Origin of the sequence: uncultured Methanobrevibacter sp., assembly GCF_902764455.1 — an archaeon.
Lineage (GTDB): Archaea > Methanobacteriota > Methanobacteria > Methanobacteriales > Methanobacteriaceae > Methanocatella.
In genome coordinates, this window is record NZ_CACWVY010000014.1 from 1 (window position 1) to 13,382 (window position 13,382).

At 33.3% G+C, this 13,382-nt stretch carries 16 protein-coding genes; 3 read left to right on the top strand and 13 right to left on the bottom strand.

Going from position 1 to position 13,382, the window contains the following annotated elements:
* Window positions 1-102: 102 nt before the first annotated feature.
* From QZU75_RS04980 to QZU75_RS05025, 10 genes are all read right to left on the bottom strand, one after another.
* Window positions 103-240: a hypothetical protein gene (locus tag QZU75_RS04980; RefSeq protein WP_296881974.1), complete on the bottom strand. Its 138-nt coding sequence runs from the start codon at window positions 238-240 to the stop codon at window positions 103-105.
* Between the two features lie 425 nt (window positions 241-665).
* The gene (locus QZU75_RS04985) at window positions 666-983 is read right to left on the bottom strand and encodes a transcription factor S (protein WP_296881976.1); all 318 of its coding nucleotides are present in this window, start codon (window positions 981-983) and stop codon (window positions 666-668) included.
* 71 nt (window positions 984-1,054) lie between these two features.
* Window positions 1,055-1,492, bottom strand: coding sequence for a hypothetical protein (locus tag QZU75_RS04990; protein ID WP_296881978.1), 438 nt, complete (start codon window positions 1,490-1,492; stop codon window positions 1,055-1,057).
* 95 nt (window positions 1,493-1,587) lie between these two features.
* The gene (locus QZU75_RS04995) at window positions 1,588-1,911 is read right to left on the bottom strand and encodes a DUF2149 domain-containing protein (RefSeq protein WP_296881979.1); all 324 of its coding nucleotides are present in this window, start codon (window positions 1,909-1,911) and stop codon (window positions 1,588-1,590) included.
* A 7-nt stretch (window positions 1,912-1,918) separates the two neighbouring features.
* Window positions 1,919-2,560: a MotA/TolQ/ExbB proton channel family protein gene (locus QZU75_RS05000; RefSeq protein ID WP_296881980.1), complete on the bottom strand. Its 642-nt coding sequence runs from the start codon at window positions 2,558-2,560 to the stop codon at window positions 1,919-1,921.
* Between the two features lie 18 nt (window positions 2,561-2,578).
* Complete coding sequence (locus tag QZU75_RS05005) at window positions 2,579-3,289, bottom strand: DUF2162 domain-containing protein (protein ID WP_296881981.1); 711 nt, start codon at window positions 3,287-3,289, stop codon at window positions 2,579-2,581.
* Window positions 3,290-3,432: 143 nt separating this feature from the next.
* Window positions 3,433-3,912 (bottom strand): hypothetical protein, encoded by a 480-nt coding sequence (locus QZU75_RS05010; RefSeq protein ID WP_296881982.1) that lies wholly within the window; start codon window positions 3,910-3,912, stop codon window positions 3,433-3,435.
* A gap of 1 nt (window position 3,913) precedes the next feature.
* Window positions 3,914-4,543: an energy-coupling factor ABC transporter permease gene (locus QZU75_RS05015; protein WP_296881983.1), complete on the bottom strand. Its 630-nt coding sequence runs from the start codon at window positions 4,541-4,543 to the stop codon at window positions 3,914-3,916.
* The gene (locus QZU75_RS05020; protein WP_296881985.1) at window positions 4,543-5,037 is read right to left on the bottom strand and encodes a hypothetical protein; all 495 of its coding nucleotides are present in this window, start codon (window positions 5,035-5,037) and stop codon (window positions 4,543-4,545) included. The genes QZU75_RS05015 and QZU75_RS05020 overlap by 1 nt, the downstream gene beginning before the upstream one ends.
* Before the next feature lie 84 nt (window positions 5,038-5,121).
* Window positions 5,122-7,740 carry an FmdE family protein gene (locus QZU75_RS05025; protein ID WP_296881986.1) on the bottom strand — a complete coding sequence of 873 codons (2,619 nt, stop codon included), beginning with the start codon at window positions 7,738-7,740 and terminating at the stop codon, window positions 5,122-5,124.
* A 524-nt stretch (window positions 7,741-8,264) separates the two neighbouring features.
* Here QZU75_RS05025 and QZU75_RS05030 point away from each other — a divergent pair.
* The 3 genes from QZU75_RS05030 (at window position 8,265) to QZU75_RS05040 (ending at window position 10,976) form a co-directional block, all read left to right on the top strand.
* Window positions 8,265-9,566, top strand: a complete 1,302-nt coding sequence (locus QZU75_RS05030; protein ID WP_296881989.1) for a phenylacetate--CoA ligase family protein — start codon at window positions 8,265-8,267, stop codon at window positions 9,564-9,566.
* An 8-nt stretch (window positions 9,567-9,574) separates the two neighbouring features.
* Complete coding sequence (locus QZU75_RS05035; protein ID WP_296881991.1) at window positions 9,575-10,006, top strand: acetolactate synthase; 432 nt, start codon at window positions 9,575-9,577, stop codon at window positions 10,004-10,006.
* Between the two features lie 226 nt (window positions 10,007-10,232).
* Window positions 10,233-10,976, top strand: coding sequence for an SDR family NAD(P)-dependent oxidoreductase (locus QZU75_RS05040; RefSeq protein WP_296881993.1), 744 nt, complete (start codon window positions 10,233-10,235; stop codon window positions 10,974-10,976).
* A gap of 116 nt (window positions 10,977-11,092) precedes the next feature.
* On the opposite strand, the gene QZU75_RS05045 is transcribed toward QZU75_RS05040, so the two are convergent.
* The 3 genes from QZU75_RS05045 to QZU75_RS05055 all read right to left on the bottom strand — a co-directional run bounded on the left by QZU75_RS05045 (window position 11,093) and on the right by QZU75_RS05055 (window position 13,333).
* Entirely contained in the window at window positions 11,093-12,076 is a 984-nt protein-coding gene (locus QZU75_RS05045) for a beta-ribofuranosylaminobenzene 5'-phosphate synthase (RefSeq protein ID WP_296881994.1), read from the bottom strand.
* 66 nt (window positions 12,077-12,142) lie between these two features.
* A complete protein-coding gene (locus QZU75_RS05050) occupies window positions 12,143-12,793 on the bottom strand; it encodes an adhesin (RefSeq protein WP_296881996.1) in 651 nt (216 codons plus the stop codon).
* A 39-nt stretch (window positions 12,794-12,832) separates the two neighbouring features.
* A complete protein-coding gene (locus QZU75_RS05055; protein WP_292609859.1) occupies window positions 12,833-13,333 on the bottom strand; it encodes a ferritin in 501 nt (166 codons plus the stop codon).
* Window positions 13,334-13,382: the final 49 nt, after the last annotated feature.

The following is a 13,382-nucleotide window of genomic DNA, read 5'->3' on the forward strand; positions in this document are numbered from 1 at the left end:
GTCAATGGGAGATAGCTTGGTAAACCTTATGTTGAAAAAAAACATAACAGCCCAAGAACAAATTACAAAAATGGTACAAACATTAAGTAATAGACTATAAAACTATATGTAATAGTCCTGAAGATAATTAACTCCACCATTTTCACCCTCCGAGAGATGAAATGAGGGAACACCATAACAGCGTATGGAAAAACTGTTACAATTAGCAAATAAATATCCTTTAAATATATTTAACATCATATTTATCTACCCCCTACAATTTTTGAAGGCTTTTTAACTTCATCTATATTGGTTAATTTATAATTTAAAGCTTGTTGAAGCCAATTGGGGAAATTATAGTGAAAAAAACATCACATATAAACTTTATAGGTTGAAGAATTAAATTAAAAAAAAATCGAGTAAATAATAACAAATATGAAAATTAGCAAAATCACCAATTAAAATAGAAAATATGATTTAAGACTATAAACTGATATTAATATGCCTACTATTTTTTGTTGAAAAATGAATTTGAACTGATATAAAATTGTTGCAAAATATATATAAGTCAACTAAATCAATTGCTTTAATTAAAAGTGTGTTGATTAAAAAATTAATGATGAATTTAGTTCAAAATTATCAATTGCAGCAAAGATACTAAAATAATCAATTGGGAAAGCCCATTTCTAGTTAGAACTTCTCCAGGTGTTTCCGCATTTGGCGCATCTTATAAAATTGGTTGGTGCCTCATCAGCAGATCTTGTCTGTACTGTCCACCAGTAGCCTTTTGTTCCACCACATTTATAGCAGGTTATCTTTGTGGTTGGCAGTGCCACGTTTTTATTGTCAGTTACAATGACTTTCAATTCAGGGTTCTTTTCGCCTTCCATTGTATACTGTTCTTCAATGTCATCTTTTTCAAGAGACTTTTCATAACCGCATCTACATTTAATCATACCATTATTCGGCATTAACATCTTACCACAATTAGGACAGAATTCCATATTACTAAACACCATTTAAAATTCGTAAGTATTAGTTTAATGAAACTTATTTATAAAATTAACTAAGGGAATTATTCTTCCCAATACTTTTTTGTTCTTCTGTAAATAATAAAGTTGAATATCAGCATTAATGCAGCGAAAAGTACAAGATAAAATTCCTTGGACAGCAGTATCTCATAATTCACACCACCTAAGTTCAAGGCCAAAGATTCTGTTGGCGGAAATGCATTAGGTCCGAATATTAATGGAATTAAGAACACATAAGCCACGTCAAATAGTATGATATATACAACTGCAATAATGAACCGGACATAGTTGTTTGGAATTTTTCTTGCATCCACCAGATTATTTAGAGCATAAACAAGTAAAAAATAGAGACCGAATAAAATACCAAGATATACTCCGCCTTTTAGGTCAATTGCTATAAATATATATGATACAAGTACAGCAATAATTAATGAGGATAAAAAATTAAAAACCAATGCACGATAAAAACTATCATCACCCATTAAAATCACCTTCAATAATAATATTGATTTTCAATACATATAAGGATTTAGAAAAATTTAAAAAAAGTAGTAAAAAAAAGTTTTTTGTGAAAGGATTAACCTTCCACCATAATCAGCTTACCCGTCGCAGGGTCTTTATAGACCTTACCCATCTCGGTATAACCTTGACCTGAGCTGTTTGAAGTATCAGGAGTTTCGTTTAACTGATGACCCTGATCGACTTCAGTCATTGTCTTCTGCTGCATCTGCTCCTGAACATTATGTTCCGGATCTATCATTGCCTGCATGTTCCAGCTTATGATAACAAAAACTAAAAAGCCAACAGCAATAACAAGCATCGCATCTACAAGGTTTGATGTACCTGCCATTGGGTCTTCTTCGACTCTTTTAGACCTGCGTCTACTTTGTTTTCTTACCATAAAATCACTAGCTCATTCTATCTAAAACAGCATCAATCAAAGCATCCAAATCTGAGAGATATTTGTCATACCAGCCGGATCTGATTTTACCGATAACATAACATAATGCACCGGACCCGATACCAACAATGGTTGTGTTGAACGCTACAGTAAGGGAGCTTGCAAGAGTGTTGATGTCTCCTGCACCTAATGCTGCAAGACCCGGACCCATCGGAATTAATGTACCCATTAACCCTAAAGTAGGTCCGATACGGGTAATAATATCGGTCTTTTGTAATGTTGATATAGTTTTTTCTTCTTCATATTCAAAGAGTTTACGAGCCAAAGCCTCTCTTGAATCTTTTCCCAAAGATTCGGAAGATGCAATTTCATCTAAAACCTTTTTTTGAGCTTTAGGAATATCAGCAGAAGAAATTACATTTTTTAAAGCTTCTTGAGACTCAGCTGCGTTAATTTCATAAATTAAATCTCTGATTGTACCAACTGGAACTTTACGCCTTGATGTATACTCCGCAATGGCTCCACCCAAGGTAATAATTGTTATAATTACAATAACAAGTAAAATCACAAGAACTGGAATTGTCAGACTCTGTGAAATAACATCAAGTGAACCAGTTAAAAATTCTCCACCAGGAATATTTAAAGCCATATTTTTTCACCAAAAAATTTATTCAAGAATGGTTCGTCCCCTTCTATTTAATACAAAACCTCCTGCGATTAGAATAGCAAAAGCCAAAATAATCATCAGAATGTCCTGAGGAGAACCAAGAGTTACAGGAGTTGTGGTTTTTGATAATGCTCCTGCAATGTTTGGAATCACAATAGCTGAAAGAAGGAAGTATGCTCCTAACAAAAGCATAAAATTGCCTAAAACAACTGGATAAGGCTTTGAAATGTAGCCTACAATTGTATTTGAAGCAATATAAGTTACAACCATCACTCCAACTAAAGCTGCTGCTGCATACCAACTTAAATTAAGTGAACTGACACCTATTGTCGGTGCAACAATCAAAACACTTGCAATAATTGAACCAAAACAACATGGACAAGGAGCAATAATGGCTAGAGAAGTCGCAGTAGATGTATTTTTATCATGTATTTTCCATTCTCTTATTGTAAATAAACCTGCTATAATCATAATTGAAGCCATAATAATGTAAAATATAGTATTATAGCTGTAGATAGCCTGAATCAGCTGATCAGCAAACAGAGAAGCAATAGCTGAAATTACAACAACCCCTCCACCGTATGCTATACAGATTACAGCAAATAATTTCTTAGGCAAATTAGCCAAACCAGATGCGAGTCCAATTTTTACTCCAAAAACAATGACTGACGCAAAAATACCAACTTGCCACAATACACTCATCATATCCATATTAATTTCTCCACATCAAATTAAATTTAAAATTTTACAATTTAATATTACTCTAATAAAGTATATATATTTTATAAGATGCCGATAAGAAAACTTACTAACATCAATATTATATTTAACATCATCGTTAAAAAAGGTAATACTTATTTTTTTAATTTCATATAAACACCGACACCAACTCCAATTATCACACCAATAATCAAACCTGAAATCAAAGGAACAATGAAATTTGAATTATTGTCAGAATGAACCTCCACAGTATTAATCTTATTTAAACCATCCTTAATAGTATCATTATTAACATCATCTAAAACTATTAACCTGTCTGACACTTCATTATGGTTTTTTAAAAAATCTTTTGCAACATCCTGATAAGCAGTAACAAGAATTCTTTTATTGGAATTGTTCAGCATGTGCTCCAGCTGATGATTAACCTCATCTCCAGAAGTGAATTTATATACGCTGATATTAATGTTGTTGCTGTCTGCAATTTCCTTAATCAAAACACCATTATCCTCACCAGCAATAACCATTTTATCTGCTGTCACGTCAACACCGTGAGCATACAATGCATTGACACTTACCGCCAAAATTATCAGTATGAAAATTATCTTTTTTATCATTTTAACACCCGTTTTTACTTAATTCAACCATTTCCGGTTTTATTTTCTTTATTGCATTAATTATTATTACATTTGCAAATCCTTCAATCAAACTTATAAACATGTAAAATGGCACAAGAGTCGCTAAAAGACTATCCAAATTCATGGCGCCTGATAAAATTAAAATAAATACCTGGCCAAATGTTGCAGACATTATACCAATGACTGTGGATAAAAATATAGCCAAACTTTCATTTATATGCCTAAAAATATTATAAAATGCAAATGTCATGAAAGCAATTATAACACCAATTACCAGAAAATTAGCACCAAAACAAACAATTCCTCCCATATTCAATACAAAAAACTGGATTAACAAACCAAAGAATGCAACCATATATGCTCTAAATGGCCCCAGCATTATTGCAACCAAAGGAATTAAAAAGAAATGAATCGGCACTCCCAATGGGGAGGGAACAGATAATGAAGTCACCACAATGAAAAAAACTGAAAAAAGTGCAATTAAAATTATACCTCTTTCCTTATCTTCATTTTTAGAAAATTTATAAAGAAAAACAGCAACGAACATTAAGCTAATACACCAGTAGACAATTGATTGTTCTAAAGGAAGGATTCCATCTGGCAAATGCATTAGATCACCTTGAATTTATGCAATAACACCATCAAACCGAAGCCAATGAAAAATGCAATAATTAAATAAATAATATTATTAAAACTTAATAAATTGTTGTTCTCTTTTGGAGAATCAATATCCCCAGTATTATTTACAGTAGTATTGTTTTTTTTAATTATATTTTTTGAAGTATCTCCGTTACTAACAGCATGACCGTCACTGCCTGATTGTGAGTTTGCACCATCAGAACCACTTGAAGACTGAGAGCTTCCAGAAGAAGAACCACTTTGAGCCCCACTACTTTGAGAATACGAAGAACCGCCGCTACTTGAGGAAGATGATACAGCTTCAGAAGAACTTGAGGAAGATGATTCAACTGGTGAATAGCTGGAAGACTCAAATGAACTAGCCGGACTGGAACTTTCAGATGGACTGACCACTTCTTCAGGAGTATATTCTCCGTGACCAGGATGGGCCGCAACCGCTGAAAATGTAATACCAACAACAGTCAATATCAAAAAACAACATAAAAAAGCTTTTTTATTAATTCTAAAACCCCCAAAAAAAATAAAAAAATATTTCACAAATGTGAAATATTAATTTTTACGTTTTAAATATCCGTAACCTAAAATAGCACCTAAAATCAGTACTGCTGCAATTGCAACCAATATTGCATTATTGTCTGCAGATTTGGTTGCCGGTTTTTTACTGACTTCATATGATTTAGCATCTTTTGCAGAATTAGATGAACTTGGTGAATTCTGACTGCTTGCAATATCATTAGTAACCTCTTCAGCTGCACTGGCAATTGCATCAACAGATTGACCAACAAATGAGCTTACCCCATTAGATGGACTTGAAATACCTGACCTGGAACTGCCTGATTGAGGGCTACTTGATTGAGAACTGCTTGATTGAGACGGTTTTGAAGAACCACCATTATCTACTTTAACATTATTGTTTTTATTTGAGCTGTCTTCAGTAGTAGTTTTGCTTGGATTTGAATTAACAGGAAGTTTGTCTTCCAAACCTTTAATATAGGATATTGAATTTCCCTGTTCGGTTGTAGTGGCTCCGGAAACAATTAATTTAAGCATTTCTTCATTGATTTCTTTTCTAGCAGTAGCTTTAAGAACCGGTCCCTGTACAAGATTTGGAGAGGAATAATCTCCTTTATATAATTTGATATATTCTTCATAGGAATCAGACCCTTTAGCAAATTTAGGCCATTCACAATAAACAATTATTGCTTCACCGGTTTTAGTTGCACTATTCCATTTAATTGCAATACCTACTTCAGTACCATTTGTGTAAGTTAAATTATATCTTAAGTTATAATAATTTTCCATTCCCGGAGAAACACCAAGAAGTCTTGAAATTATATCATCCTTACAGTTATCGTCTGTTGTTATGTATATGAATGATTCGTTTTCATTTGTTATTGGAAGTTCACTGTATACAAAGTCAGTGATTAAATAACCTGGAGAACTTCCACCGCAAACGTGATTGTGGAACAGCCATGCGACCAATACGTCGTATGGAGGATCATATTTCAATACACTTTGAATAACATAATTTGCATCTCCGGTAGTATTGCCTGTTTCTATAAGTTTTCCTGTAGTTTCATCATATCTTAAACTGTAGGATAATGTATCTTTATTATTTGTACTGTTTACCCAGAAGAAATCAAATACCAAATCCTTCCATAAGGCAGTATGAACCGGCAATAAAGTTTTTTTACTTAATCTTGAACCTAATACATCACTGATTCCGTCTAAAACCATTTCAGTACTTGTTCCATTGATTCTTACATAACTTGCTGAAGTTAATACAAATAAATTAGGATAATCTTTTGGTACAGATACCCCTTGTTCTTTCAAGTAATCCAATGCCATTTTACTAGCATCAGAACCTATTTGTTTAAGCTGTTCAGGAGTTAGTGCGGTATATTGTTTTACTGTCTGTTCTTCACGAGTTGCTTTTTTAAGGCTTAAATTAAGAATGTAATCCATATCCAAACCATGAGCACTTTTGAGAACATTTCCTTTACCCTGTTCTTCACCCATCAGATAATAAAGGTCATCCTGAGTGAGACCGTCAAATTCATATAACACATCTACAAGAGATGTTGGGTCGTCATGTAATGTTTTAATTAGCCAATTTTGATATTTCAAATCATTGGTTGCACTTGCATCCGGATTTAATTTTGTAAGTTTTTTAAATGTTTCTTTAATTTTAGCTTCGTTATAGCTCATAATGATTATCAAACCAGTATTTGATGTGCTGTTCCATCTGATAAATCCTGTCATGGATTTGTCAACCATTGTATCCACACCAATGTACGCCCTTTTACCTGGAGTAATATCCATTGTCCAAGTAAATGCATCATCATCTGAGTCACCAGGCACACCAATTACATAATATGCTGTGTTTTCAAGAGGTAAACCTGATTCTCCACGGGGAGGATAATATTTTAATAAGGTTTGTATCATTGCCTGACCGCTTATAAGTCCGGTACAGACATGTCCATGGTAAGTTGCTTGGGTTAAAACATCCTTAGGAATTCCGTTTGCCCATGAATTTGCAATACTGATATAAGAGTATGCATCTTCATTTCCCAATAATTTCTGTAATTTTTTCCATTCCTTATCGGATATTTCAGGTCCTGCATTACCATAATATAACGGAGTAGTAGCACCATTTTTATAAAATGCCATAGTTAATGCATCACCATGTTTAACTATGAAAGCTATATTTGTCGGATCTGATCTTATTGCAGATAATGTCAATAGATTTCCCTTACCATAAGATACATATCCATTAGAAGCATCAATTATTCCATTTAAAACATTTTCAGTAGTTACATTATCAATTCTTGTTAAACCTGCAGTTGTAATTACTAAAATATCATCTGCGGATTCGAAGTTTAATTTGCTATCTGCAGCGGAGGTTACATTATAACCAAGCTGATAGTTGCTATCATCTTTTAAATTAGAATCCACTGCACCGGATTGTAATGAATTTGCCTGTGAAGAAACAGAAACTGAATCCTCCAAATCAGATACAGAGCTAATTTCTTCTGAGGTTACTTCAATTAAATCATCATCCGGATTAATTGATAATGAGCCGTCAGCATCATCACTTGCCGAAGCGACTCCAATTAAACTGATTGTCAAAATCAATAAAATAACCATGAGAACACTTTGTTTTTTCATAATTATTCTCCTAAATTTTAGTATAACCATAAACTCTGATTATACCAACAAAAGTTTATAGTAATAAATATATAAACATTATTTATTACTGCATATATTAATAATTATATAATCAGTAATACTAATTTAATGATGTTCAAAAAATTAGTAAATACAATTAAATCTGTTTAGCAAAAATAAAAAAGTATTATTTTTAAAAAATAGATTTAAATTCTACTTTCAGAAATTCAGCTAATGAGAATACCCAAAAATTAAAAAAGACGAAAGTATTACTAAATGAAAATTTAATAACTTTATAACAAAGTTAATGACCTTTAAATTTTAAAAAAAATAAAACCCTCTCATTAAAAAACATTTTAATTATTATTTATTATCAAATGTTAAATATAACATTGTTAATACTATTATTTACGAACAAAAGCAAATTTAAGTAGATTAAAAAAAATCAAAATAAGAACACCAGAAAATTTTATAGTAATCAAATAAAATATATTATAATATTAAATTAAAAAATGAGGCAAAACATGTTTTGGAATGAAAAAATAGAAACTATGCCAAGGCAAGACCTTGAAGAATTGCAATTAAAGAAACTTCAGGCTACTGTAAAAAGAGCATTTGACAAGATTCCATACTACAACAAAAGATATACAGAAGCTGAAGTGTTTCCTGAAGATATAGAAACTTTAAAAGATATCGAAAAACTTCCATTCATCACAAAAGATGATTTAAGGGAAAGCTATCCTTTCGGACTGTTTGCAGTTGATATCAAAGACATTAAAGAACTGCACTCCTCATCCGGAACCACAGGTAAACCGGTTGTATCAGGATATACAGATAAAGATTTGGACACCTGGGCTGAAACTACCGCACGTGGCCTTACCATGATGGGGCTTGGAGAAGACGACATTCTTCAAAATACTCATGGATACGGAATGTTTACCGGAGGATTCGGTGTTCACTACGGATGTCACAAAATTGGAGCTGCAATTATACCAATCTCAACAGGACAGACCAGAAGACAGATTGAAATCATGGAAGACTTTGGAACAACAGGACTTATTTTTACTCCATCATACGGAATCCATATAGGAGAAGTAGCTTTGGATGATGGAATCGATCCAAAAGAGTTAGGAATTAAAGCCATCGGATTCGGAGCTGAAATGTGGACTGAAGAAATCAGACAAAGAGTTGAAGAGTTATTCGGCTGTAAAGCATTCAACATCTACGGTTTGACTGAACTTATGGGACCGGGAGTAGGTGTCGAATGTGAAGCGCAGGAAGGTCTGCATATTGCCGAAGACATTTACTATCCTGAAATCATCGATTCAAATACCGGCAGAACATTAGGTGAAAACCAGCCTGGAGAACTTGTACTGACCAATTTAGAAAGGGAAGGAATGCCGGTAATCAGATTCAGAACAAAAGATTTAACCAAAATCACTTATGAAAAATGCAGCTGCGGAAGAACACATGCTAGAATGAGCAGAATTACAGGCAGATCTGATGATATGATTAAGGTTAAAGGAGTAGCTATTTTCCCATCACAAATTGAAAAAGCATTGCTTAAAGCAGGTGATGTAGAGCCTCATTATTTAATTATAGTTACAAGACCTGGAACTTTAGACGAAATCGAAGTTAAAGTGGAAGCGTCACAGGACATTTTCTTTGACGGCATTAAAGAAATGATGTCTGTTCAAGATAAAATCGGAAAATCAATCGAAAACGAAACAGGAATCAGAGTAAAAGTAACATTAGTAGAACCAAAAACACTACCTAGATTCGAAGGAAAAGCTAAAAGAGTAATTGACGAGAGGAATTTACACTAGGTGATGACATGAAAATCAAACAATTATCAATATTTTTACAAAACAGAATGGGAAGCTTATCAAAACCTCTGGAAGTATTGTCCGCCAATGACATTAACATAAGAGCAATGTGCATGGCAGACACATCAGAGTTTGGTATTTTAAGACTTGTTGTAGACAATCCTTTAAAAGGAAAAGAGGTGCTAGAAGAAAATAACTTTTTGGTAAAGGTTACAGAAATTATCGGCGTTGAAATGTTTGATGCACCTGGCGGACTTACAGATGTTTTAAAAATCATCAAAGACAATGAAATTGATTTGGAATATCTTTATGCATTTACCCACGAAAAAGAGAATAAGGCTATTCTATTGCTTCACAGCGAAAATATAGATGAGTTAATTTCAGTGCTTGAAGCAAACAGCATCACTATCGTCTCATCCGACGAAGTTTACAATTTATAAAATTTGAGATATATTTTGGACATATCTCACAATTTCTATTTTTTCATTTTATATTAATTTGAATAATTTTAGTATTATTATTAAACAAAATAACAATTTCACTTATTTTTTAAAAAAAATCATTGAATAATATCCCAAAAATTTGAAAATATTTAAATATATTTTAATATATAAAATAAATTATAACTATCATGAATAATCATGATTGTTTAAAAAGGTGATTAAAATGGGAAAACTGGACGGAAAAGTAGCAATTGTAACTGGAGCAACCTCAGGAATGGGTAGAGATTCAGCAAAATTATTTGCAAAAGAAGGAGCAAAAGTCGTAGTAACAGGAAGAAACGAAGAAAGAGCAAAAGCAGTAGTAGACGACATAATCGCTGACGGCGGTGAAGCAATATACGTAATCGTAGATATGGCCAACCTTGATGAAGTTCCAAAAGTATTTGAAGCAACAATGGAAAAATACGGAACCATAGACGTTCTATTCAACAATGCAGGAATGTTATCCATGTCCCCATTGATGGACTTGACACTTGAAGAATGGAACAGAGTATTCAACGTTAATGTCACCTCCGCATTACTCCTGACACAACTTGTCGCACCAGTAATGAAAGAAAAAGGAAAAGGAACCATTGTCAATACATGTTCTGTAGCATCTTTTGGAGCACACCACGGATTTGCAGCATATGTGGACAGTAAACATGCAATGATGGGATTAACCAGATCAATGGCATGGGAATTAGGTCCTGAAATCAGATGTAACGGTATTGCACCTGGACTTATCCACACAGCTATGGTAGACAGTATCGGAGGACCTGAAGCATTGCAGCAAATGATTGACCAATGCCCAGTAAAAAGATGCGGCCAGCCTGAAGACATTGCAAATCTTGCATTGTTCCTTGCAAGTGATGACTCTTCATTTATTGACGGTCAAATCATCAAGGCAGACGGTGGATTTGAAATTTAAAACAAATATGTTACACGGAAGTCAGAAAAAACCATCTGGCTTCCCATTAAATTAAACTACTTTTTTTAAAAAATACGATAAATATACAAAAAATAATTAAAAAAAAAAGAGGAAAGTTATTTTTCAATAACGTATCCATGATTTTGAGCTTTAGTGACAAATACAGTACCGTTTTCACCGATAATTTCTTTTGTTTTTTCTACAATATCTGCATTTGACTCATCGAAAAATGTGTATAAAACCGGTCCAAAGGATGAAATACCCACACCATATGCTCCTGCCTCTTCAATAGCTTTCATTGTAGGCAGGTAACTTGCATCCAGTGAATGTTCCAATTTGTTGAATCCGACTTTTTGAAGTTCACTTACAGCCCATCCAAAGTTTTTAATATCTTTTTCAAGCATGAATGGAAGAAGATTCATTAAAATCAAGTGTGATACCTGTTCCACTTCTTCTTTAGGTATAGGACAATAAGTCTGGAAAACATCAACCTCATCGTCACCTTCAACATGCACTTCAATTTCAGGAATTGCAATTAAAATATTCCATTCTTCAGGAAAATCATATCTTGCAACCAAAGTTGCTGGTTTTGCTTTGGAAGCCCCTGAAGGTAAAAATAAAGGTTTATCTTCTTTACTATGTCCTCCATCTACAATAAATCCTCCTAAATCGTGAGTATATGTTCCAATACCAGAGGTTCCGCCTCTTCCAACAATACTGCTTAATTCACGACTTTCAATTTCAATACCCATTGTTTCAGTTATCAAATGAGCAGTTGAAACTGCAATTTGAGTTCCGCTTCCAAAACCGGAATGCGGAGGATATGTTTGATGAACAATAAATTTGAATCCTGAATCAATATCAAAATGTTCTACTGTTTTTTTGGCCGCATCAGGAATCTTTTCCTTACATTCCAAAATAGCTTCCTCATCTGTTACAGTATCTGCAAATTCAAGTTCGATTCCACTTTCAGTTTGCTCCACTTCAAGTACAAATTGAGGGTCTTGTAATGCAAGACCAATTCCACCATCGACTCTTCTATATGACCCGTTTAAATCAATCAGGGACATATGTATTCTTGAAGGTGCTTTAATAATCATCATTTCACTTCCATAAAATATATTCCTTATATATTTATGTATTTAAAAATATTTAATAGTTTAGGATTAAAAATTTAAATTATCGACAACATCCACCAGTTTTTCTGCCAGTTTCAAGGTCAAATCCATCGGTTCGTAAGAATAGCATTCATAGACAATAGTGGCAATTCCTGCTTTGGATGTCGGTTCTGTAATATATGGAGGGCTTGATCTAAATTCAGGAGCATAATAAATAATTTCATCAATATTATCCAATATTTCATTCATGAATTTAGAAGATTTTTCATCAAAACCCGGTGCAAAAACAAAATTGGTAATCTTATACTCTCCAGGACCTTTAGAACCTCTGTTGGAGTGAATATCTAAAAACAAATCATATTTTTTATTGATAATGTCATCACGAATGAATTCCTGAGCCAAAAGCTGGCCTTCAAGTCTTCCTTCAGTTTCACTGTTTTTATCCAAAACGTTAATGTTATAAATATAATAACAGTATTTCAAATCATTTTTTGAAGTTAATTTTTCAAATAGGGCTCTGTGGGATTTGCTCTCAAGAGGATGCATTCCAATTACATAAGCTATTTTGACTTTTGAATCTGCATCGCCAAAAGGACCATGAATATGCACACTGCCCAATTCATTTTCTCCAATTAATTCAGCTTCATATTCAGTTGAATCGATTTGTGCTTCACTTGTGGGCTCTTCTGGATAATCCATTTTTACACCAAAAAAAAATAAGTTTAGACTAGATAGAATCTAGTCTTCGGAAGGTGATCTTTCACCTAATTCTTTGTTTAATTCATATATTAATCTGTTATCGCCGTCAGCTAATTTAGCTTTTGCGAGTAATTCCATTGCGTTTTCTTCTTCTTCGACTTGTTCTTCAACAAACCATTGCAAGAAGTTGTTGGTAGCATGGTCTTTTTCTTCAATAGCTAAGTTAACTAAATCGTTGATAAGGCCTGTTACCATTTTTTCATGTTCAAGTACATGTTCAAAAGCTGCAAGTGGAGAATCCCATTCAGTTTGTGGTCCGTCAATTGCAGTTAATGTTACAGAAGCGCCTCTTCTGATAATGTAGTCATAGAATTTCATTCCATGTTCTAATTCTTCTTCTGCTTGTACTCTCATCCAGTTAGCAAATCCTGCTAAATCTTCATCTTCAAAGTAAGCTGCCATGGATAAGTATAAATATCCTGAGTAAACTTCGGCATTTAACTGTCCATTTAAAGCTTTTTCCATTTTTTCAGATACCATTAAATATCACCAATATAATTTTGTTTCTGATTGAATATAAAACCTACTA

Coding starts and splice junctions, on each gene's coding strand:
- QZU75_RS05055 (WP_292609859.1), bottom strand. CDS start 13,333: ATGGTATCTGAAAAAATGGAAAAAGCTTTAAATGGACAGTTAAATGCC.
- QZU75_RS04980 (WP_296881974.1), bottom strand. CDS start 240: ATGATGTTAAATATATTTAAAGGATATTTATTTGCTAATTGTAACAGT.
- QZU75_RS05025 (WP_296881986.1), bottom strand. CDS start 7,740: ATGAAAAAACAAAGTGTTCTCATGGTTATTTTATTGATTTTGACAATC.
- QZU75_RS05035 (WP_296881991.1), top strand. CDS start 9,575: ATGAAAATCAAACAATTATCAATATTTTTACAAAACAGAATGGGAAGC.
- QZU75_RS05010 (WP_296881982.1), bottom strand. CDS start 3,912: ATGATAAAAAAGATAATTTTCATACTGATAATTTTGGCGGTAAGTGTC.
- QZU75_RS04990 (WP_296881978.1), bottom strand. CDS start 1,492: ATGGGTGATGATAGTTTTTATCGTGCATTGGTTTTTAATTTTTTATCC.
- QZU75_RS05040 (WP_296881993.1), top strand. CDS start 10,233: ATGGGAAAACTGGACGGAAAAGTAGCAATTGTAACTGGAGCAACCTCA.
- QZU75_RS05005 (WP_296881981.1), bottom strand. CDS start 3,289: ATGGATATGATGAGTGTATTGTGGCAAGTTGGTATTTTTGCGTCAGTC.
- QZU75_RS04985 (WP_296881976.1), bottom strand. CDS start 983: ATGGAATTCTGTCCTAATTGTGGTAAGATGTTAATGCCGAATAATGGT.
- QZU75_RS05000 (WP_296881980.1), bottom strand. CDS start 2,560: ATGGCTTTAAATATTCCTGGTGGAGAATTTTTAACTGGTTCACTTGAT.
- QZU75_RS05015 (WP_296881983.1), bottom strand. CDS start 4,543: ATGCATTTGCCAGATGGAATCCTTCCTTTAGAACAATCAATTGTCTAC.
- QZU75_RS05030 (WP_296881989.1), top strand. CDS start 8,265: ATGTTTTGGAATGAAAAAATAGAAACTATGCCAAGGCAAGACCTTGAA.
- QZU75_RS05045 (WP_296881994.1), bottom strand. CDS start 12,076: ATGATTATTAAAGCACCTTCAAGAATACATATGTCCCTGATTGATTTA.
- QZU75_RS05050 (WP_296881996.1), bottom strand. CDS start 12,793: ATGGATTATCCAGAAGAGCCCACAAGTGAAGCACAAATCGATTCAACT.
- QZU75_RS04995 (WP_296881979.1), bottom strand. CDS start 1,911: ATGGTAAGAAAACAAAGTAGACGCAGGTCTAAAAGAGTCGAAGAAGAC.